Origin of the sequence: Chryseomicrobium imtechense (assembly GCF_041475995.1) — a bacterium.
Classification (GTDB): domain Bacteria; phylum Bacillota; class Bacilli; order Bacillales_A; family Planococcaceae; genus Chryseomicrobium; species Chryseomicrobium aureum.
In genome coordinates, this window is sequence record NZ_JBGOBM010000001.1 from 162,993 (window position 1) to 184,888 (window position 21,896).

At 41.8% G+C, this 21,896-nt stretch carries 23 protein-coding genes; all 23 read right to left on the minus strand.

The genetic code is table 11. The features are described 5' to 3' along the window. Positions 1-57: 57 nt before the first annotated feature. Positions 58-1,311: an RIP metalloprotease RseP gene (gene rseP / locus AB5N96_RS00820; protein ID WP_204589054.1), complete on the minus strand. Its 1,254-nt coding sequence runs from the start codon at positions 1,309-1,311 to the stop codon at positions 58-60. A gap of 30 nt (positions 1,312-1,341) precedes the next feature. After that, positions 1,342-2,487 (minus strand): 1-deoxy-D-xylulose-5-phosphate reductoisomerase, encoded by a 1,146-nt coding sequence (gene dxr / locus AB5N96_RS00825; RefSeq protein ID WP_499704416.1) that lies wholly within the window; start codon positions 2,485-2,487, stop codon positions 1,342-1,344. Between the two features lie 24 nt (positions 2,488-2,511). After that, positions 2,512-3,303, minus strand: a complete 792-nt coding sequence (locus AB5N96_RS00830; protein ID WP_499704417.1) for a phosphatidate cytidylyltransferase — start codon at positions 3,301-3,303, stop codon at positions 2,512-2,514. Then, positions 3,300-4,058 (minus strand): undecaprenyl pyrophosphate synthase, encoded by a 759-nt coding sequence (gene uppS, locus AB5N96_RS00835; RefSeq protein WP_499704418.1) that lies wholly within the window; start codon positions 4,056-4,058, stop codon positions 3,300-3,302. Before uppS ends, AB5N96_RS00830 begins: the two co-directional genes overlap by 4 nt. Before the next feature lie 162 nt (positions 4,059-4,220). After that, entirely contained in the window at positions 4,221-4,778 is a 558-nt protein-coding gene (gene frr / locus AB5N96_RS00840; protein ID WP_204589050.1) for a ribosome recycling factor, read from the minus strand. Further along, complete coding sequence (pyrH, locus tag AB5N96_RS00845; protein WP_204589049.1) at positions 4,778-5,503, minus strand: UMP kinase; 726 nt, start codon at positions 5,501-5,503, stop codon at positions 4,778-4,780. Before pyrH ends, frr begins: the two co-directional genes overlap by 1 nt. Positions 5,504-5,578: 75 nt before the next feature. After that, the gene (gene tsf, locus AB5N96_RS00850; protein ID WP_204589048.1) at positions 5,579-6,463 is read right to left on the minus strand and encodes a translation elongation factor Ts; all 885 of its coding nucleotides are present in this window, start codon (positions 6,461-6,463) and stop codon (positions 5,579-5,581) included. 77 nt (positions 6,464-6,540) lie between these two features. After that, positions 6,541-7,263, minus strand: a complete 723-nt coding sequence (gene rpsB, locus AB5N96_RS00855; RefSeq protein WP_204589047.1) for a 30S ribosomal protein S2 — start codon at positions 7,261-7,263, stop codon at positions 6,541-6,543. Between the two features lie 200 nt (positions 7,264-7,463). Then, positions 7,464-8,240, minus strand: coding sequence for a GTP-sensing pleiotropic transcriptional regulator CodY (gene codY, locus AB5N96_RS00860; protein WP_204589046.1), 777 nt, complete (start codon positions 8,238-8,240; stop codon positions 7,464-7,466). Between the two features lie 81 nt (positions 8,241-8,321). Beyond that, positions 8,322-9,698: an ATP-dependent protease ATPase subunit HslU gene (gene hslU / locus AB5N96_RS00865; protein ID WP_204589045.1), complete on the minus strand. Its 1,377-nt coding sequence runs from the start codon at positions 9,696-9,698 to the stop codon at positions 8,322-8,324. Continuing rightward, positions 9,676-10,239 (minus strand): ATP-dependent protease subunit HslV, encoded by a 564-nt coding sequence (gene hslV, locus AB5N96_RS00870; protein ID WP_204589044.1) that lies wholly within the window; start codon positions 10,237-10,239, stop codon positions 9,676-9,678. The genes hslU and hslV overlap by 23 nt, the downstream gene beginning before the upstream one ends. A gap of 12 nt (positions 10,240-10,251) precedes the next feature. Further along, entirely contained in the window at positions 10,252-11,142 is an 891-nt protein-coding gene (gene xerC / locus AB5N96_RS00875) for a tyrosine recombinase XerC (RefSeq protein ID WP_204589043.1), read from the minus strand. A 61-nt stretch (positions 11,143-11,203) separates the two neighbouring features. Next, the gene (gene trmFO / locus AB5N96_RS00880; RefSeq protein ID WP_204589042.1) at positions 11,204-12,514 is read right to left on the minus strand and encodes an FADH(2)-oxidizing methylenetetrahydrofolate--tRNA-(uracil(54)-C(5))-methyltransferase TrmFO; all 1,311 of its coding nucleotides are present in this window, start codon (positions 12,512-12,514) and stop codon (positions 11,204-11,206) included. Between the two features lie 18 nt (positions 12,515-12,532). Then, positions 12,533-14,608, minus strand: a complete 2,076-nt coding sequence (gene topA, locus AB5N96_RS00885; protein WP_204589041.1) for a type I DNA topoisomerase — start codon at positions 14,606-14,608, stop codon at positions 12,533-12,535. A gap of 96 nt (positions 14,609-14,704) precedes the next feature. Then, the gene (gene dprA / locus AB5N96_RS00890) at positions 14,705-15,400 is read right to left on the minus strand and encodes a DNA-processing protein DprA (protein WP_499704419.1); all 696 of its coding nucleotides are present in this window, start codon (positions 15,398-15,400) and stop codon (positions 14,705-14,707) included. A gap of 206 nt (positions 15,401-15,606) precedes the next feature. Further along, positions 15,607-16,509, minus strand: a complete 903-nt coding sequence (sucD, locus tag AB5N96_RS00895; RefSeq protein ID WP_204589039.1) for a succinate--CoA ligase subunit alpha — start codon at positions 16,507-16,509, stop codon at positions 15,607-15,609. 18 nt (positions 16,510-16,527) lie between these two features. After that, a complete protein-coding gene (sucC, locus tag AB5N96_RS00900; RefSeq protein ID WP_204589038.1) occupies positions 16,528-17,688 on the minus strand; it encodes an ADP-forming succinate--CoA ligase subunit beta in 1,161 nt (386 codons plus the stop codon). A gap of 94 nt (positions 17,689-17,782) precedes the next feature. After that, positions 17,783-18,553 carry a ribonuclease HII gene (gene rnhB / locus AB5N96_RS00905; RefSeq protein WP_499704420.1) on the minus strand — a complete coding sequence of 257 codons (771 nt, stop codon included), beginning with the start codon at positions 18,551-18,553 and terminating at the stop codon, positions 17,783-17,785. A gap of 33 nt (positions 18,554-18,586) precedes the next feature. Then, the gene (gene ylqF / locus AB5N96_RS00910) at positions 18,587-19,450 is read right to left on the minus strand and encodes a ribosome biogenesis GTPase YlqF (RefSeq protein WP_204589036.1); all 864 of its coding nucleotides are present in this window, start codon (positions 19,448-19,450) and stop codon (positions 18,587-18,589) included. A 10-nt stretch (positions 19,451-19,460) separates the two neighbouring features. Continuing rightward, a complete protein-coding gene (gene lepB, locus AB5N96_RS00915; protein ID WP_204589035.1) occupies positions 19,461-20,018 on the minus strand; it encodes a signal peptidase I in 558 nt (185 codons plus the stop codon). Between the two features lie 135 nt (positions 20,019-20,153). Next, on the minus strand, positions 20,154-20,498 hold the full coding sequence (rplS, locus tag AB5N96_RS00920) for a 50S ribosomal protein L19 (protein WP_204589034.1): 345 nt from the start codon (positions 20,496-20,498) through the stop codon (positions 20,154-20,156). A 132-nt stretch (positions 20,499-20,630) separates the two neighbouring features. Beyond that, positions 20,631-21,359: a tRNA (guanosine(37)-N1)-methyltransferase TrmD gene (gene trmD, locus AB5N96_RS00925; protein ID WP_204589033.1), complete on the minus strand. Its 729-nt coding sequence runs from the start codon at positions 21,357-21,359 to the stop codon at positions 20,631-20,633. Beyond that, on the minus strand, positions 21,356-21,874 hold the full coding sequence (gene rimM, locus AB5N96_RS00930; protein ID WP_392456248.1) for a ribosome maturation factor RimM: 519 nt from the start codon (positions 21,872-21,874) through the stop codon (positions 21,356-21,358). The genes trmD and rimM overlap by 4 nt, the downstream gene beginning before the upstream one ends. Positions 21,875-21,896 lie beyond the last annotated feature (22 nt).

Here is a 21,896-nt window from a genome sequence, read left to right on the forward strand (position 1 = left end):
CCCCCTTGCCGTAAAAATAAAGGAAAGTTCAACTTGTGAACTTTCCCTTAGACATCATTAAAAGAAAAATCGTTGGATATCATTCCACGTAACAACGATCATGAGAACCATCAGTAACATAATCCCGACAAAGTGGACCATTCCTTCACGTTGCTTATCAACGGGTCGGCCCCGAAGTGCTTCGAATCCGAAGAACAACAAGCGACCTCCGTCAAGTGCTGGAAGAGGAAGTAAATTCATAATTCCTAAGTTAATACTCAACACAGCAGTCCAGTTCATCAAATTAAAGATTCCGAACTTCGCTACTTCTTCTGTTGCTTTATAAATTCCTACTGGTCCTGAGAGATCATCGATAGAAAATTGACCCGTAATCAAGTTACCGAGAAGTTGGAAAATCAACACAGTCCATTCGTACGTTTGGGTTGCCCCGTACGCAAAAGAACCTAAAATCGACTTTTCTAGTGGACTTTGAACGCCGATTTGTCCAATGACTTGTTCCCCGTTCTCTACTGCATTGGGCGTTATTTCAAGAGATAGAGGTTGTCCATCGCGTTCCACATCAAATGTTAGAGGTGTCTCAGGATTCTCTTGAATGATAAGGGCAAGCTCTGACCAACTTGCAACAGACTCTCCGTCAATTGCTGTCACTTCATCGCCTTGAACAAGTCCTGCAACTGCCGCTGGTGAATCGTCAACTACCGAGCTAATCAGCGGCTCATCAGTTGGAATTCCGCGGAAGATTGCAAGTGCTGTAAACACAAGAAACGCTAAAATGAAATTGAATAAAGGTCCTGCAAAAATAGCTAGTGAACGCTGCCCTACCGTTTTCGAGTGGAACTGACGATCATACGGTGCAATTAATGAAACTCTGCCCGACTCATTCACTTTTGCATCACGAGCAATCGTGTAACGGACAAATGTTTCGGACTCATCGTATCCTTCAATGAACATGTCGTTCATTAAATCCGCACGTTCTATTTCTAAAAATTGCATGTCAGGCAAGTAATTCTTTTGATTTAAAACGAGTAAATCCACTTCATTTTTTTCATTTAGGCGAACACCAATCCGGTAACCCGGTTGTAATTCAATGGCATCCAGATCTTCACCCGCCATTCGCACATAACCACCGATTGGTAGCATGCGGATTGTATAAACAGTTTCACCTTTTGTATAGCCAAGTAGTTTGGGTCCCATTCCAATTGCAAACTCTCGTACCATGATTCCAGCACGTTTTGCAAAAATAAAATGCCCCAATTCATGGAAGAAGACAATAGAACCAAATATTAATATAAACGCAATTGCTGTTTCCAAGTTACCCCACCTTCATTTCTCACAGTACGATTAGTGTACCATTTTTTCGACGAATCTTCTCGTTTCAGCATCTACTGTCAAGATGGTCTCTAAGGTCGGATTAGCAGTAACTGTATGCGCTTCAAGAGCTTTTTCAATGAAGGAGTCAATCGCTAAAAACGAAATCTTCTGTTGCAAGAATAGTGCTACTGCTGCTTCATTTGCTGCATTTAAAACAGTCGTTGCTGTTCCACCTGCTTTTCCTGCTTCAATTGCGAGGTGAAGTGCCTTGTAACGCTCTAGATCCATTTTTTCAAAATGCAACTTACCGATTTCCACTAAATCCAAACTTTTCGCTTGTGGCAATGGAAGACGATCAGGATACGTTAAAGCGTACTGAATCGGAACACGCATATCTGGTGTACCTAACTGCGCCATGACACTTGTATCTACAAACTCAATCATGGAATGGATAATACTCTCACGGTGAAGTACAACGTCAATGGAACTGTACGGCATATCAAAGAGTACATGTGCTTCAATGACTTCAAGCCCTTTGTTCATCATCGTTGCTGAATCTATAGTAATCTTACTTCCCATCGACCAGTTCGGGTGATTGAGGGCATCTTGAACGGTTACACCTTCTAATTCCGCACGCGTTTTATCCCGGAAACTTCCACCAGAAGCAGTAATAACTAACTTCTTAATTTGCTTTGGATTTTCACCATTTAAAGCTTGGAATAAAGCGGAATGCTCACTATCCACAGGAAGAATGGCTACATTGTGTTTTTTTGCTGCTGCCATCACGAGATGTCCGGCTGTAACAAGTGTCTCTTTATTTGCTATAGCAATCGTAATGCCTTTTTCAATAGCGCGTAACGTAGGTTGTAGGCCAACACTTCCTAGGACTGCGTTGACAAGTAAATCCGCACCGGACTCACTCGCTACAGCTACTAAGCCCTCGCATCCCCAGACTACTTCTGTAGAAGGGAGATCTTCTTGTAGTGCTTTCACATCTGCTTGATTTGCTACAGAGAGCAAAGGCACCGAGAATTCTCGAGCGATTGCACGTGCTGCATCGACTTGTTGACCGACAGAAAAGGCGACAAGTTCGAATTGCTCAGGATGTGTACGCAATACATCTAATGTTTGTTGACCGATAGAACCAGTGGCTCCTAATAAACTAATTTTCTTCATTCATCTACTCCTCAGATGGTGACATTAAATAAAGTGTAAAAAGTGTAGTAAAGGAATTACGAATAATAAGGAATCGAATCGATCAAGGATACCACCGTGACCCGGTAGTAAAGTACCCGAGTCTTTCACGTGATAATGGCGCTTAATAGCGGACTCGGCAAGATCACCGAACTGACCAATAATAGAAGCCGTAATCGTCACAAGAACAAGTTGCAGAAGTGTATCTGCAAAAGGGAATAACCAGTTTAGCAAGAAAGCAAAAACTAGCGCTGCAACAACTCCACCGTAAAATCCTTCAACTGTTTTATTTGGAGAAATCTCCGGCCAAAGTTTTTTCTTTCCAATCTTTCTTCCGGTAAAGTAGGCCCCTGAGTCTGTCGTCCAAACTATAAGTAAAGCAAAGACCACATAAATGAGTCCATCCATACGTGTCTCAATTAAATAGTAAAAACAAATACCGATGTACATCATTCCAAAAAAGACGAATGCTGCGTCATCATATGTAAATGTATTTTTCACAAGTACTGCATACAACAAAAGCATGAAAACTAATACGTAAACAAAAGTCATTTTATCGTGACCTGTCCAGCCAAGCAACGTCTCTTCATATTGAGTTGGTACTAGTAGCACATATAAATTTATGAGTGCTAAGAACCCTGGAATTGATTTCAAACGAATTTGTTTCATTCTCAAAATTTCATAAAGAGCAATTGTAGCAATCAAATAGATCGCCACCGCAAAAACAATGCCCCCCACCCATATGATGGGAATGAACAGCGCCAGAGCAATTAACGCTGTAATAATACGTTCTTTCATTTCTTAGTTTCCTCCAGTCCACCATAGCGACGGTTTCTCGATTGATAAACCGAGACCGCTTCTCTTAAACAAGCTTCATCAAAGTCTGGCCACAAAACATCTGTGAAGAAAAACTCTGTATAGGCAAGTTGCCAGAGCATGAAGTTGCTTAGACGAACTTCCCCGCTCGTTCGAATCAATAAGTCCGGTGCCATCAAATCTTTCGTCATCAAGTGTTCTTCTATACAAGTTTCCGTAATATCTTCTGGTGCTAATTCGCCTGTTTGTACAGCCTCAGAAATTGTCTTCACTGCCTGTAGAATTTCTGCTCGACTTCCATAGTTCAGTGCAAAATTTAAAATCAGGCCGGTATTGTTCTTTGTTCCATCAATTGCTTTTTGAACAGCTCGTTTAGTGTGCTCTGGTAGTGAGTGAAAGTCTCCCATAATCTGAACACGAACATTTTGTTCAATCAGTTCCGGCAAATAAGTACCTAAAAATTCTTCAGGTAGACGCATTAAAAATTCGACCTCTTTTTTAGGTCGAGACCAGTTCTCTGTAGAAAATGCATAGAGCGTTAGTACTTGTACACCAAGATCATTGGCATATCGTGTGATTTTACGAACAGTTTTCATTCCCTCATGATGGCCTGCTATCCGTGGAAGGGCACGCTTTGTTGCCCAGCGACCATTTCCGTCCATGATGATGGCAATGTGGGACGGCACAGGACCTGTGACAGGCACCTCTTCCTTTTGAGTGAAAAGCTTTTTAAACATAAATTGGTTCCTCCAAACGCTCGTATCAAAACATATATATCCTATCATACCAAATTTCATACAGCATTGAGTTGTATTTTTTTACTTTCACCATATGAACGCGATTTTGAGCAGAAGGTTTCAAAGAAAAAGAAAAGCATCCTCCTAAGAGGACGCCTGAGATTAGATTTCCATGATTTCGTTTTCTTTTTCTTTTGCAAGTTCATCTATTTTCGCAATATAGGAATCCGTTAGTTTCTGAACGTCATCTTGGAAGCTGCGAAGATCATCTTCTGTAATTTCACCGTTCTTTTCTAACTTCTTCAAATCTTCATTTCCATCACGGCGGACATTTCGGATATGAACTTTTGCTTCTTCTGCTTCTTTCTTCACCTGTTTCGCAAGGTCTTTACGACGTTCTTCCGTCAAAGCAGGTACAGCTAAACGAATCACCGAACCATCGTTCGTAGGAGAAATCCCTAAATCAGATTTCATAATTGCTTTCTCAATATCATTGATCACAGTTTTGTCGTATGGTTGGATGACTAGAAGACGAGCTTCTGGCGTAGAAATACCAGCCATTTGATTAATTGGTGTTGGTGAACCATAGTAGTCTACTGTAATTTTGTCTAGTAGAGAAGCGTTGGCACGTCCTGCACGAATTGTTGCGATTTCACGTGAAAAGGCACCTACTGACTTTTCCATTTTATCTTTCGTTTGGTCAATTACTTGCTTCGTCATTATGAATTCCTCCTTACGACAGTCCCAATTGTTTCACCGAGTGCTGCCTTTTTAATATTACCGTTTTCCATAATTGAGAATACAATAAGATCAATATCGTTGTCCATACATAGAGTAGACGCCGTTGAGTCCATTACTTGAAGCCCATTTTGAATAACTTCTAAGAACGACAGATTCTCGTATTTCACAGCAGTTGGATCTACCATTGGATCAGCAGAATATACGCCATCCACATTATTTTTTGCCATCAAGATGACATCTGCTTCGATTTCCGCTGCGCGTAGTGCAGCTGTTGTATCTGTTGAGAAGTACGGGTTGCCGGTACCTGCTGCAAAAATGACAACACGCCCTTTTTCTAAATGACGAATCGCTTTACGGCGAATGTAAGGTTCTGCTACTTGACGCATCTCGATGGATGTTTGAACACGTGATTCTACACCTGTTTTCTCAAGTGCATCTTGTAGAGCAAGTGAATTCATAACCGTTGCAAGCATCCCCATATAGTCTGCTGTTGCACGGTCCATGCCCATCTCACTGCCTACTTTTCCGCGCCAGATATTTCCGCCGCCCACGACTACAGCTACCTCGATACCTAAATCTACTACCTCTTTCACTTGTTCAGCAACAGATTTAATGATGGCTGGCGATAAACCAAACCCTTGCTCTCCTGCAAGAGCCTCTCCGCTCAGCTTTAATACGATTCGTTTATATTGTGGTGTCGTCATTTATATCCTCCCAGATTTTGTCTTGAAAAATAGGGAACACACAGGTGTGTTCCCTACTGGCCTGTTGTTATTGAATTAGTTTCCTTTAACTTGGCTCATAACTTCTTCAGCGAAGTTGTCTTCACGTTTTTCGATTCCTTCACCAACAGCGTAACGAGTGAATGATACTAACTCTCCGCCAGTAGCTTTTACGAAATCACGAACTTTTTGATCTGGGTTTTTAACGAATGATTGATCAAGTACACATACATCTTCAAAGTACTTGCCAAGGCGTCCTTCTACCATTTTTGCAACGATATTTTCTGGTTTACCTTCGTTAAGAGCTTGCTCAGTTAATACTTTGCGCTCACGCTCAACTTCTTCTTCAGAAACTTCGTCACGTGAGATGTATTGTGGGTTTAGTGCAGCGATGTGCATTGCAACGTCTTTCGCTGCTGCTTCGTCAGTTGTTCCTTCAAGAAGTGCAAGAACACCAATACGTCCGCCCATGTGTAAGTATGGTCCGAAAGCATCTGTGTCTGTTTTTGTTTTGATTTCAAAACGACGAAGAGTGATTTTTTCACCAATTTTTGCTACAGCGTTAGAGATGTAGTTCTCCACTGTAGAACCGTTTTCCATTGTTGAAGCCAAAGCTTCTTCAACAGTAGCTGGCTCAGTAGCTAAAAGGTGAGCAGAAAGATCTTTAACAACCGTTTGGAAGTTTTCGTTTTTCGCAACGAAATCCGTTTCTGCATTAACTTCTACTAATACTGCTTTGTTACCTTGTACTTCGATTGCTGTAATACCTTCAGCAGCAATGCGATCTGCTTTTTTAGCTGCAGAAGAAAGACCTTTTTCACGTAAGAAATCAACAGCTGCGTCCATATCGCCGTTTGTTTCTACTAATGCTTTTTTACAGTCCATCATACCTGCGCCTGTTTTTTCACGTAATTCTTTTACCATTTGAGCTGTAACTGCCATGTTAAGTTCCTCCTAGTCAAGTTCTTAAAAAAAGGTGATAAGTGGGTTGGCCGCTTATCACCTGTTTGTGTTAAAAATTACTCAGCTGCTACTTCTTCAGTAGATTCAGCAAGTTCTTCACCTTGTTTTGCTTCAAGTAAAGCGTCTGCCATTTTACCAGTTAGAAGTTTTACAGCACGGATTGCATCGTCGTTAGCTGGGATTACGTAATCAATTTCATCTGGATCACAGTTTGTATCAACGATACCTACGATTGGGATGTGTAATTTGATTGCTTCAGCAACAGCGATACGCTCTTTGCGTGGGTCTACAACAAACATAACGTCTGGTAGAGATTTCATATCACGAACTCCGCCTAAGAATTTCACTAAGCGCTCGTGTTCTTTTTTAAGTTGAACTACTTCTTTTTTAGGAAGTACAGCAAAAGTACCGTCTTCTTCCATTTTTTCGATTTGCTTCATACGAGCAACACGTTTTTGGATAGTGCCGAAGTTTGTAAGTGTTCCACCTAACCAACGTTGGTTGATGTAGTAGTTACCTGAACGTTCTGCTTCTTCCTTGATTGCTTCTTGTGCTTGCTTTTTCGTACCAACGAATAGGACTTTACCGCCTTCTTCGCCAACTTGACGCATGTAAGCATAAGCTTCTTCTAATTTTTTCACCGTTTTTTGAAGATCGATGATGTAGATGCCGTTACGCTCAACGAAGATGTATTTCTTCATTTTCGGGTTCCAGCGGCGAGTTTGGTGACCAAAGTGTACACCAGCCTCAAGTAGTTGTTTCATAGAGATTACTGACATGATATTTCCTCCTATTGGTTTAAACTTCCGCCATTCTTCCTGTGACCAAACGACCCGTAGGCACCTGCTTGGCCATCTGAATAGCGTGTATAATCATACCGTCTTATAATGTACCATACATTGGACAAGTTGACAACAAAAAACCTTAGTTTTAAAACAAAAAACTCCCTCCAGCTATGGAGAGAGTAGAAACGTTAAAATTATAGTTTCATGTTTTCAAGTTCTTCTAAGAACTTGTTGTTAAGAACCTTGATATATGTTCCCTTCATACCCAAAGAACGTGATTCGATAACACCAGCAGACTCCAATTTACGCAGTGCGTTTACAATAACAGAACGTGTGATTCCAACGCGGTCTGCAATTTTTGAAGCTACTAATAGACCTTCATTACCATTCAACTCTTCGAAAATGTGCTCGATTGCTTCAAGCTCACTGTAAGATAGTGAATTGATTGCCATTTGCACAACTGCTTTGCTGCGTGCTTCAAGTTCAATCTCTTCTGATTTCTCACGAAGAATTTCCATACCTACAACTGTAGCACCGTATTCAGCAAGGATTAAATCATCATCGCCGAATGCTTGTTTGATACGCGCTAAGATTAAAGTACCTAGACGCTCACCGCCACCGTTGATTGGCACGATTGTAGTCAGACCTTCTTTGAATAAATCTTTATTTTCGACCGGGAACGCAGTAAACTCGCTCTCTACGTCCAAGTTTGAAGATGTTTCAGTAATTTTGAATAAGTTTTTAGTATACACTTCTGGGAACTGACGATCTTCTAACATACGAATCATACGATCGTTGTCGATTTGTTGATTGATATCAAACCCTAAAAGTTTCCCTTTACGGCTTACGATAAATACGTTACACTCAATTACTTGTGATAACGACTCAGCCATTTCTTTAAAGTTTACTTGTTGCCCAGCAGACGCTTGGAGCATCGAATTGATCTTACGTGTTTTTTCTAATAGATTCATTATGAACCTCCATTTTAAATTTTTTCTATTTATAAAATATTCTAAAGCTTTTTAATTGTTTTTAAAACAAAAAAGTTTCATTTATAAGATAAATTGTGACAAATCTTTGTTTTTTACGATATTTTTGAGCTTACTGTCCACAAATGCCGGTGTAATGTCTATGTGGGCAGGAGAAATGTCTGATGCCTCATAGGATAAATCTTCCATTACCTTCTCAAGCAGTGTATGCAAGCGGCGCGCCCCAATGTTGTCTGTCTCCTGATTCACTTCAAATGCAAGTTCACCAATCCGCTCAATCGCCTCATCCGTAAACTCTATTTCGATACCTTCTGTAGCAAGTAACGCAACATACTGCTGAATCAAAGAATGATTCGGCTCTTTTAAAATTCGAACGAAATCGTCTTTCGTTAACTTTTCGAGTTCAACCCGAATCGGGAAACGTCCTTGCAGTTCAGGAATCAAGTCGGACGGTTTTGCCATATGGAACGCACCTGCTGCGATAAACAAGATATAATCTGTTTTGACAGCTCCATATTTTGTGGCAATTGTTGAACCTTCGACGATTGGTAAGATGTCACGCTGCACACCTTCGCGCGAAACATCTGCACCTTGTCCAGATTTTGCAGCGATTTTATCAAACTCATCAATGAAGATGATGCCATCTTGTTCAGCTTTTTCAATAGCAGCTTGATTCACTTCATCGGTATCTAATAGCTTGCTGGCTTCTTCAAGAATCAATACACGTCTTGCATCTTTTACCTTCATTTTGCGTTTTTTCTTCTTTTTCGGCATGAAGTTTGAAAGCATGTCTTGCATTTGTGCTCCTTGCCCTTGATCCGCACCTGGCATCATATCGAATAGGGACGGTGTAGCTTCTGTTACACTAACAGTCACTTCTTCTTCCTCTAAAAGTCCGGCTTTTAACTTTTCAGCAATTTCACTACGTTTCAATCGTACGGATGAATCTTCCTCTTCTTCTTGCTCAACACGACCACCAAGCAATGCTTCGAAAGGATTCGACGGATTGGATTTCTTTTTTAATGAAGGCACTAAATATTTTACAAGTTGTTCTTCTGCTAAGCGCTCTGCTTGCGGACGAACTTGCTCAGTTTTTTCATCTTTTACAAGTCGAATAGACGCTTCTACTAAGTCTCGCACCATTGACTCCACGTCTCTACCCACATAGCCGACCTCTGTAAACTTGGTTGCTTCTACTTTAATAAAAGGTGCACGCGTCAATTTTGCAATTCGTCGTGCAATTTCTGTCTTCCCAACACCCGTCGGACCAATCATCAACATGTTTTTCGGTACAACTTCTTGTTGTAATTCTTCACTCAAGAGTTTCCGGCGATAGCGATTGCGCAAGGCAATAGATATTGCTTTTTTCGCTTCGTCCTGACCTATAATGTAGCGGTCTAAATAGGCTTTTGTTTGTTTAGGCGTTGTCTCTTTCGTCATGATCGATCGCCTCCAAAATAATATTGTGGTTCGTAAATACACAGATATCTGCTGCAGTTTCAAGAGCAGCATGTGCAATTTCTTTTGCAGTTAGGGCGTCACCGCTGAACTTCTTCAAAGCACGACCAGCTGCAAGCGCATAGTTTCCACCAGAGCCAATCGCTAAGATCCCATCATCTGGTTCGATCACTTCACCCGTACCTGATACAAGTAAGAGTGTATCTTTGTTCATTACGAGTAGCATCGCTTCTAATTGACGCAACATCTTATCTCCGCGCCATTCTTTTGCAAGCTCGACTGCGGCACGCTGAAGATTGCCGTTGTACATCTCAAGTTTCGCTTCAAATTTCTCAAAAAGTGTAAACGCATCTGCAACTGACCCTGCAAATCCGGCTACGACTTGCCCATTGAATAAGCGGCGTACTTTTTTTGCTGTATGCTTCATTACGACTTGATTTCCAAGTGTGACTTGCCCGTCCCCTGACATTGCCGACTGCCCTTTATGCTGTATCGCAAATATTGTAGTTGCATGAATTGTCATTCCGTGTGCCTCCTATGCGCGTGGATGCGAATTTTTATAAGTTGTAAGTAAATGATCTTTTGTTACATGGGTATAGATTTGTGTAGAGCTTAAGCTGCTGTGGCCGAGTAGTTCCTGAACAGTCCGCATGTCCGCTCCGTTATTTAACAAATGTGTTGCAAATGTGTGGCGTATCATGTGCGGATAAATCGACTTAGTTAACGTGCTCTTTTTCACAATTTCCTGAAGAATGTAGCGAACACCCATGTCCGTAAGTGGTTCGCCGCGATTATTCACAAATAGTTTATCGTGTTGCGTGTTCTTCATTAACCGAGGACGCGCTACTTCTAAATAAGTTTCAAGTGCACTTACTGCAAAGCTTCCAATGGGGATGTAGCGCTCTTTACGACCCTTTCCCATTACCCGGACGATTCCATACGGTAAATCAACCGCTGAAACTTCAAGTTCCGTCAGTTCACTAACACGCATGCCCGTTGCATACAACAGTTCAAGTAATGCTATGTTGCGAATATTAAGAGGTTTCTCCCCTTGTGCGGCTGTAAACAATGCTTCTAGCTCTTCCTCATAAAAGAACTGAGGAAGTTTTTTTTGTTGTTTTGGGTGGAACAGCGCTTGGAACGCATCTGAATTCACGTCTCGTTCTTTCGAAAGATACGTAAAAAATGTCCGGATGGCTGAAATTTTGCGTGAAATCGATGTACGTGCAAGTTTCGCATTATAAAGTTTTGTCACATACAGACGTGCATGCAAATATTCTACTTCTTCAAAGGATGTAATTGCTTCTTCATTCAAAAAAGTGATGAACTGATTAATATCATTTTCGTATTCTTTTACAGTATGCGGAGAATAGTTCTTATCAAGTTGAATAAATTCAATAAAATCACGTACTTCTGGACGTTCCATTGGTCATCCTCCTCCACGTAAAAACCCCTAAGATTATATCAATCTGTAGGGGCAACTTCAATTAAAGTGAATTAGTCTTCACAAAATTTTGAATTGTTGTAAGTGCTCGGTCAGCCAATTTTTCAGCTTTAACCTTCTTATCACGGATACGTTCAGGTAAGTTCGGGAACAAACCAAAGTTAATGTTCATTGGTTGGAAGTTCTTCGAATCTGCTTCCGTGATATACCGTGCCATACTGCCAAGCGCTGTTTCAGATGGGAATACAACTAACTCTTCACCTTGCACTAAACGCGCTGCATTGATTCCAGCTAATAAGCCACTTCCCGCAGACTCTACATATCCTTCGACACCTGTCATTTGACCTGCGAAGAAAATGTTGCGGTTAGCTTTCAACTGGTAAGTTGGCTCAAGTACTGTTGGTGAATTAATAAACGTGTTTCGGTGCATCACACCGTAACGCACGATTTCAACATTTTCAAGTCCAGGAATCAGTTGAAGGACTTCCTTTTGAGGTCCCCATTTCAAATGTGTCTGGAATCCAACAATGTTATAAAGCGTTCCAGCCGCATCATCTTGACGAAGTTGAACGACTGCAAACGGACGCTTACCCGTTTTCGGATCTTCAAGACCCACTGGCTTCATCGGTCCGAATAATAAAGTTTTACGTCCACGAGATGCCATCACTTCAACAGGCATACATCCTTCAAAATAAATCTCTTTTTCGAATTCTTTAAGAGGCACGACTTCTGCCTCTACTAAAGCATCATAGAAACGGTCGAATTCTTCTTCTGTCATTGGACAGTTCAAATACGCTGCTTCGCCTTTATCATAACGAGACTTCAGGTAGACTTTGTCCATATCGATACTGTCTTTTTCAACGATTGGCGCTGCTGCATCGTAAAAGTAAAGATAGTCTTGTCCAGTCAGCTCTTTCACTTTTTCTGCAAGTGCAGGCGACGTAAGAGGTCCCGTTGCAATAATAGTGATACCTTCTGGAATATCTGTCACTTCTTCGTTAACGATTTCAATATTTGGATGGTTACGAATCGTCTCTGTAACGCGTCCAGCAAAATCGTGACGATCGACCGCAAGTGCTCCACCTGCAGGCACTGCACTGTTATCTGCTGAATGAATAATTAATGAATCGAGCATACGCATCTCTTCTTTAATCACACCGACAGCATTCGTCAAATTATTGGCACGCAAAGAATTGGAACAAACTAACTCTGCAAATTTATCTGTATGGTGAGCAGGTGTTTGCTTCACAGGTCGCATTTCATAAAGTTTCACTTGAATACCGCGTTTTGCTAACTGCCAAGCCGCCTCGCTCCCTGCGAGGCCGGCTCCGATTACGTTTACTGTTTGAGTCATGAGGTAAATGCCTTCTTTCTAACTTTGTACTTCTTCTTTGTAATCACAAGATACACATTGAATTTGAACGCCTTTTTTCAGCTTCTTCTCAACAAGCATCTCTTCACACTTCGGACATGGACGATTGATTGGCTTGTCCCAAGAGACGAAGTCACATTCTGGGAACTGATCACATCCGTAGAAGATTCGCTTCGTTTTACTTTTACGCTCTAGAAGTTGACCTTTTTGACACTTCGGACAAGGTACGCCAATTTCTTTTACAATTGCTTTCGTGTTACGGCAGTCTGGGAAGTTGCTGCACGCCATGAATTTCCCGTAGCGTCCCAGTTTATAAACCATAGGAGATCCACATTTTTCACAGTCTTCGCCAGTCGGCTCATCTTTGATTTCAATCTTTTCCATCTCTTCATCTGCGTGCTTGACATGTTTTTCAAATCCACCGTAGAAACGGTCGATGAGTTTGATCCATTCGATCTGACCTTCTTCAATCAAGTCCAGATCTTTCTCCATTTGTGCTGTGAACTCGATATTGATGATATCTGGGAAGAATTCCGTCATTAATTCATGCACGATTGTTCCAAGTTCTGTTGGCACAAAACGTTTCGTTTCAAGTTGTACATACCCACGTTTTTGAATCGTATCTAAAGTTGGTGCGTAAGTCGACGGACGACCTATTCCAAGTTCTTCAAGCGTTTTCACAAGACGCGCTTCCGTATAACGTGGTGGTGGCTGTGTAAAGTGCTGCTTCGGATCGATCAGCGCTGCCTTTACTTTTTCACCCTCTGTAAGTTCTGGCAGAAGTTTATCTTTGTCATCAATTTGATCGTCCGATCCTTCAACATACACTTTCATGAATCCAGCAAACTTGACTTGAGAGCCGTTTGCTCGGAATAGTACGTTTTGATTCACAAGGTCAACAGCAACTGTATCTAAAACAGCTGATGCCATCTGACTTGCAATAAAACGTTCCCAAATCAATTTATAGAGGCGATATTGATCACGCGATAATAGAGATTTGACTTCATCCGGCGTACGAAGGGCACTTGTCGGACGAATCGCTTCATGTGCATCTTGTGTTTTTTTAGTTGATTTGGCAGCTTGGGCAGTCGATAAAAACTCTTTCCCATACTTGCCTTCAATGTAACCTGTTGCTTCTGCTTTTGCACTATCCGAGATACGAGTTGAATCTGTACGCATATACGTAATGAGACCTACAGTACCTTGTTTTTTACCTAAGTCGATTCCTTCGTACAACTGTTGTGCAAGTATCATGGTTTTTCGAGCACGGAAGTTCAATTTACGTGCTGCTTCCTGTTGTAGAGACGATGTTGTAAAGGATGGAGATGGGTTGCGTTTACGTTCTTTCTTGACAACTTTGTCCACTGTAAACTGCTTGCCCTTCATTGATTTTAAGACAGCATCTACATCTTCTTGCGAGGTCAATTTTTTCTTTTCGGATTTATCTCCGTAATAGACAGCTTCAAAACGACTTTTTCCTTTTTCAAACTCTGCCTCAATTGACCAATATTCTTCTGGAATAAATGCCTTGATTTCATTTTCACGGTCGATGATCAACCGCAATGCTACAGATTGAACCCGCCCTGCAGACAATCCTTTTTTGACTTTCTTCCATAGAATTGGGCTAATATTGTACCCAACTAATCGATCGAGTACACGGCGTGCTTGTTGTGCATCGACTAGATCACGATTTAGCGGTCTAGGATGTTTGAACGACTCTATGACCGCATCTTTTGTAATTTCATTAAATACCACACGACAATCTGAATCTGCATCGATGGATAATGCATTTGCTAAATGCCACGCAATTGCCTCTCCCTCTCTGTCGGGGTCAGCTGCGAGATAGACTTTTTTAGCTTTTTTAGCTGCTGTTTTCAGTTCTTGTAAGATGGGACCTTTCCCGCGAATGGTAATATACTTCGGTTGATAGTTATTTTCTACATCGACTCCCATTTGACTACGGGGTAAATCAATAACGTGGCCAACTGAAGCTTTTACTTTGTATTTCTTCCCCAAATATTTTTCAATTGTTTTAGCTTTTGCTGGGGACTCTACGATTACTAGATAATCTGACATAATTGGCCTCCTTTAAATAGAAGGTAATCCGCTTCACGATAAAAACAAATACCTGATGCAAAATGTATAACAGTTTTAAAGCGATTGCAAGGTTTTTCATTTCAAAGCTTTTGAACGTGGCAAGATTTGCTCTGAAAAATCTTCGCTAGAATGGACAAGTGTTGCCCCTTGTTGGACCAAGCTATGAGGGCCAGAACTGAGAGTAGAAAATATGGAACCAGGAACTGTATACACCTCTTTTCCAAGATCTAAAGCAAAGTCAACAGTTGACATCGTTCCACTTTTCAACTCTGCTTCAGTTATAAAAATCCCTTTAGAAAGTGCACTAATGACGCGGTTCCTTGCAATAAATTGATGGGGTTGAGGCGGTGTGTTCGGAGGGTATTCCGTGACAAGCAAATGATTTTTTGCTAGTTCTGAAAATAAAGCTATGTTTTGTTTCGGATAAGGATAGTGAAATCCTGACCCGAGTACAGCTACAGTATTCACACCATGTTCTATTGCAATTTTGTGCGCATGCGTATCCGCTCCAATTGCCAGTCCACTGCAAATGGTTAAATCGGCCGCTTTAAACTGTGGCATAAAGTAGTCGATGATATCGTGTGTATACGAAGTTGCTTTGCGAGAACCGATGATGGCAAGCATGGAATTCGTAAGGAGTTGTTTATTCCCTCTTAAATAAAGCACAGCTGGTGGGTCGTGAAGCTCTTTTAAAAGTGGAGGGTAGTCCGGGTCAAGATAAGTAACTACCGCTACGTCAGACGCCGCATAATAGCTTTCAAATGGAAACAAACTGGCTGTCCTATAGTTTTCTTTAACTATTGTGGGTAGATGATCCTGCAGATTATTAGCAAGAAAAGTAGAAATTTGGTTGAAACGGGGCCAAGGCCAAGGAATCAGACTATGGAGGGCGAGAAGTTTTTGGCGGTCGTTCACATATCACCTCGAGGTTAGATTTGGGGATAAAAAAAGATACGGCGTGTGCCGTATCTCTAATATTAGTGTGTTTTACACGCGTCGTAAAGACCCGCTTCTTTAATTGCTTCAATTAAAGTTTCACCGATTACAGATGGAGTTGCTGCAACTTTCATACCAGCATCTTTCATAGCGCTGATTTTGCCTTCTGCAGTTCCTTGTCCACCTGAGATGATAGCTCCAGCGTGACCCATACGTTTTCCTGGAGGTGCAGTTTGCCCACCAATGAATCCGACTACAGGTTTTTTCATGTTCGCTTTGATCCACTCAGCCGCTTCTTCTTCTGCTGTTCCGCCGATCTCACCGATCATTACCACTGCATACGTATCTTCATCTTCGTTGAATGCTTTCAGAACATCGATAAAGTTTGTCCCGTTTACAGGGTCTCCACCGATACCGACAGCAGTCGTTTGACCAATGCCTTCTTGTGTTAACTGGTGAACAGCTTCATACGTAAGTGTACCAGAGCGTGAAACAACTCCGACGTGACCTTTTGTATGGATGTAACCAGGCATGATTCCAATTTTACATTCGTCAGCTGTGATGACACCAGGGCAGTTAGGACCGACCAAGCGTGTCTTTTTACCTTCCATGTAACGTCGCACATTGACCATGTCAAGAACTGGAATATGCTCAGTGATACAAATTGCCATATCAAGCTCAGCATCAACCGCTTCTAAAATTGCATCAGCCGCAAATGGTGCAGGTACATAAATAACAGAAACATTAGCGCCTGTAGCTTTTACAGCTTCTTCAACTGTGTTAAATACTGGCACGCCTTCAACTTCCGTACCGCCTTTACCAGGTGTAACACCTGCAACGATTTTCGTACCGTACTCAATCATTTGTTTTGTATGGAAAAGAGCAGTTGAGCCCGTGATTCCTTGAACGAGTACTTTCGTATCTTTATTAATATATACGCTCATTTTATCTCCCTGCCTTTCTTATCCTACAAGTTTCACGATTTTTTGTGCGCCGTCAGCCATAGAATCAGCTGCGATGATGTTAAGACCTGATTCGTTCAACATTTTCTTACCAAGGTCTACGTTTGTACCTTCAAGACGAACAACAAGTGGTACTTGTAGTCCAACTTCTTTTGCTGCGATAATAACACCTTCAGCAATAACGTCACACTTCATGATTCCGCCAAAGATATTAACAAAAATACCTTTTACGTTTTTATCAGAAAGAATGATTTTGAATGCTTCTGTTACTTTCTCAGCTGTCGCACCGCCCCCAACGTCCAGGAAGTTAGCGGGTGATCCGCCGTAATAGCTGATCGTATCCATTGTTGCCATAGCAAGTCCGGCACCGTTAACCATACATCCGATGTTTCCATCTAATGAGATGTAGCTAAGGTCATATTTAGAAGCTTCGATTTCTTTTGCATCTTCTTCATCATAGTCACGCATTTCCATAATTTCTGGATGACGGTACAATGCATTCGCATCAAAGTTGAATTTTGCATCAAGCGCGATAACTTGATCGTCACCTGTCACAACAAGTGGGTTGATCTCAACGATTGCAGCATCTTTTTCAACATATACTTTGTAAAGACCCAACATGAATTTTACAGCTTTGTTGACAAGCTTAGCAGGAATGTTCATGTTGAACGCCATGCGACGCGCTTGGAAGCCTGTAAGACCAACAACTGGATCGATTTCTTCGTAGAACAAACGCTCAGGCGTGTTTGCTGCTACTTCCTCGATATCCATACCGCCTTCTTCAGAACCCATAAGCGTTACACGAGAAGTTGCACGATCTAATACAAGCCCGATGTAATATTCTTTTTGAATATCGCTACCTTCTTCGATATAAATGCGTTTTACTTCTTTACCTTCAGGACCTGTTTGGTGCGTTACAAGAACTTTACCGATCAGTTCTTTCGCGTATTCACGTACTTCGTCAAGATTTTTTGCAATCTTAACGCCGCCTGCTTTACCGCGACCACCTGCGTGAATTTGAGCTTTGACAACTGTTACTGCTGCGCCTAATTCTTTCGCTGCTTTAACTGCTTCTTCTGGTGAGAAAGCAACGATTCCGTTTGGCACTGCAACTCCATATTGACGTAGCAATTGTTTTCCCTGGTATTCATGGATATTCATTGTGCGTCCTCCAATCGAACTATTGAGTTTACTACCTTCCCCATTGTATAAAACCTGTCACAATATGTCCATAAAAGTCTGAAACTGCGAATTTTCAATCTTCTCTCATAAATTGAACGAGTGTTTTGATTGGCTCAAACGAGTGACGATGTTCAGGACAAATCCCATACGTATCGATTGCTTGAAGGTGAACAGCTGTGCCATACCCAGAATGCTTGTCAAACCCGTACTGTGGATAGTCTAGTGCAAGTTGCTCCATATACGCATCACGCGTTGTTTTAGCAAGAATTGAGGCTGCTGCAATCGACAAACTACGCGCATCTCCTTTAATCAAATCGTAGCATGGCTGCTCAATCGGAAGTGGCATTGCATCTGACAGGACGATGTCAGGTTTTACTTGTAACCCTCCGATTGATGCCAACATGGACTGACGAGTTGCCTCATAAATATTCAATCGGTCGATCTCTTGTCGCGGTTGGATATGAACAGCGTAGCTTACAGCATGCTCTTTAATTAACTCGGCAAGCGCTTCTCGTATTTTTTTCTTGAGCTGCTTTGAATCGTTGACATCGACGAGTGCCTCAGTGTTTTTTGGCAAAATGACTGCTGCTGTTACTACTGGCCCTGCAAGTGGTCCTCTCCCGGCTTCGTCGACTCCAGCAACGAGTCCTTCTCCAAACGTTGAATCAAATTCATGACGAGCTTTATAGTCTGACCATTTTTGTTGTTCTTTCTGTACTTTCCGGTCGAATGATGCCAGTAGTTTTTTTACACCTGTGCGTTCATCTGACCGAAGTGCTGTGATCCATTCCTCTTCACTGGTTGCAGCTACTAGCTTTTCTTTAATTAGTTTTAGTGATTCCAACTAGACTCCTCCTACATAAAAAACCCTTTGGAACTATTCCAAAGGGGCTTCGTCTTCTACAAAATCAAATGTCAAGCGACCAAGATGCTCATTTCGGACATCTCGAACGATAAGTTCTGCAACAGCGTCATAATCCACTTCTCCACCTGTTGCGTATACCTTACGTAGTTGACCGATATGATTAAACACTTGTTCTAAGTCGTCTCCCACTGTTTCAAGTTGAAAACGTTCTTGTAAACGTTCTGGGTAATGCGCTTCTAAAAATCGAAGGGCATATACGGCTAAGTCTTCCATACGAAGAACTGCATCTTTGATAGCGCCTGACAAAGCGAGTTTAAAGCCGATTTGCTGGTCTTCAAACTTTGGCCAAAGAATCCCAGGTGTATCTAGAAGCTCTAGTTCTTTTGCGATTTTGATCCATTGTTGCGACTTTGTAACACCTGGTGTATTTCCTGTTCGGGCGATATTCTTTTTCGCAAACCGGTTAATCAATGTTGACTTCCCAACGTTTGGAATCCCTAAAATCATCGCACGAATCGCGCGTGGTTTCATTCCACGAGACTTCATGCGGTCAAACTTTGGTTTCAAAAGTACACGTGTTTCTTTTAAAACTTTTTCAAGATCTTTTCCCTCAAATGAATTGATGGCAACAGCTTGTATACCTTGAGTAGCGTAGTATTCGATCCATTTAGCTGTCTCGCGCTCATCCGCCATATCAGCTTTCGTTAAAATCATCAATTTTGTCTTTTGATGAACAATTTGCTCGAGCATTGGATTACGTGAAGAAACTGGTAGACGTGCATCTACCAGTTCGAAAACGATGTCCACAAGCTTTAAGTTTTCTGTTACTTCCCGGCGTGCTTTTGCCATATGTCCCGGGAACCATTGAATCGTCATTGTGACACCTCTACTTTACAATACTAATATCTTCTAACGGCCAAAAAATCAAACTTGTCGTCCCGATGATTTCATCTTCTGGAACGAGGCCGATTGCGCGACTATCTTTTGAATAACGACGGTTATCCCCCATTACGAAGAAATACCCCTCTGGGATTTCTGAAAGCTGTGTAAGCTCCTCTAAAGTGAAGTTTTCTGTGAGTGTTCCTTCTGTAATCTCAGCTTTATACTGATCCAGATAAGGCTCCGGCACAGCTTCACCATTGATGTACAGTTGATCATCTTCATACGCAATATGGTCCCCTGGCAGTCCAATAATACGTTTAATGTAATTTTTCTGCTCTGGTGCGTGGAACACAACGATTTCAAAGCGCTCTGGCGTACCGATGTCGTAGCCAATTTTGTTCACGACCATACGGTCACCATTGTTTAAGGTGGGCATCATGGATTCCCCGTCAACTACGATTGGTGTGAATAGAAAGAAACGAATCAATGCTGCAATACTAAATGCAATTAAAATTGCTTTTGCCCATTCCCATACTTCATTTTTCTTTTTGGCTGTTTCCATTCGCTCAGCTCTCCCCTCACCTTCTATCTTACAAAAAATAGAGGGTTTTCTCTAGTTGTAACCATCTTATAATGTGTTAAGTCTTTATAAATAAAAATACTGCATGCTGTCTTACGACAACACACAGTATTCCAATTAGCGAAGTTCTTTAATACGAGCTGCTTTACCACGTAGGTTACGTAGGTAGTACAATTTCGCACGACGTACTTTACCACGACGAACAACTTCAAGACGTGCAATCTTTGGTGTGTGTACAGGGAATGTACGCTCAACACCTACACCAGAAGAAATTTTACGAACTGTGAAAGTTTCGCTGATACCGCCGCCACGACGTTTGATTACAACACCTTCGAATACCTGTAAACGCTCACGAGTACCTTCGACAACTTTAACGTGTACACGTACAGTGTCTCCAGGACGGAACGATGGAAGGTCAGAACGAAGCTGATCTTTTGTAATCTCTGAAATAATGTTTTGCATAATCATTTCTCTCCTTATACGAATGCTCTTACACGCTTATCCGCTGCAGCGGAACACCCAAAATAGATGCTTCTGTATAGAAGCACATCAAACATCATACCATAGACATTGACAAGTTGCAATACTTGTCAGCTAGTTTTTCAATGTTTCCAAAAAGGCCAAGTCTTGCTCCGTCAGTGTAGCTGACTCGAGCAAATCTGGTCTGCGTTCGAACGTGCGCTTTAAAGACTCTTCACGTCGCCACTGTTCAATTTTCGCATGATTTCCGGACAATAACACCTCTGGAACTTTCATGCCGTTAAAGTCAGCTGGACGCGTATAATGGGGGTGCTCAAGTAATCCTGTGGAAAAAGAATCTTGTTCGTGAGAAGCTTGCTTACCTAGAACGTCTGGCAATAAGCGCACAACACTATCGACTACTGTCATCGCTGCAATTTCTCCACCTGTCAGCACGAAGTCCCCTATTGAAATTTCGTCCGTCACAAGATGCTCACGAATGCGCTCATCGTATCCTTCGTAATGACCACAGATGATGATGAGTGCTTCTTCTTTCGCAAGCTCTTCTGCTTTTTGTTGAGAAAAGCGTTCCCCTTGAGGACACATTAATAGGACGCGAGGTGATTTTGCAGTTTGGTGCTTTACTGCATCCACTGCTGCAAATAAAGGTTCCGGCTTTAATACCATCCCAGCCCCACCACCATACGGATAATCATCGACTTGCTTGTGTTTCGACTCTGAATAGTCTCTAAAGTTGATGACTTCAAGTTTGGCTCTGCCAGATTCTTGCGCTTTTTTTAAGATGGACGAACCAAATACTCCTTCAAACATCTCTGGAAATAAAGACAGTACTTGAATCTTCATTCGCTCAGCAAACCTTCCATGACTTCAATCACGATTTTCTTTTCCTGTGGGTCAACTGATTTGACTACTTGCTCGATATACGGGATATAATGTTTCTTCCCTTTTACAGGCGTTACTTCCCACACATCGTTTGCGCCTGTAGCTAAAATTTCTGTGACTTTACCAATGTCTTCTCCGTCCGTCGAGACAACGTCGCAGCCGAGAATTTCATGGTAATAATAGGCATGGTCCTCAAGCTCCGTTAATGTGGCCGCATCTACTTTCAGAAAATGATCTTTGAATTTTTCAACGTCGTTGATTGATGGCATGCCATCGAATGTAACTAAGTCAAAGTTCTTATGCGTGCGATGGCTTGCAATCTTTACCGTTTGGATATGGTGATCCTCTTTGAATAATGCCAGCTCGCTGCCTTTTTTAAAGCGTTCCTCGGGAAAATCTGTCGATGCTAAAATTCGAACTTCTCCACGAATCCCATGCGTATTGACAATCTTTCCTACATTTAACCAATGTGTCATTGTACCGCTCCTTTGCTAGTCG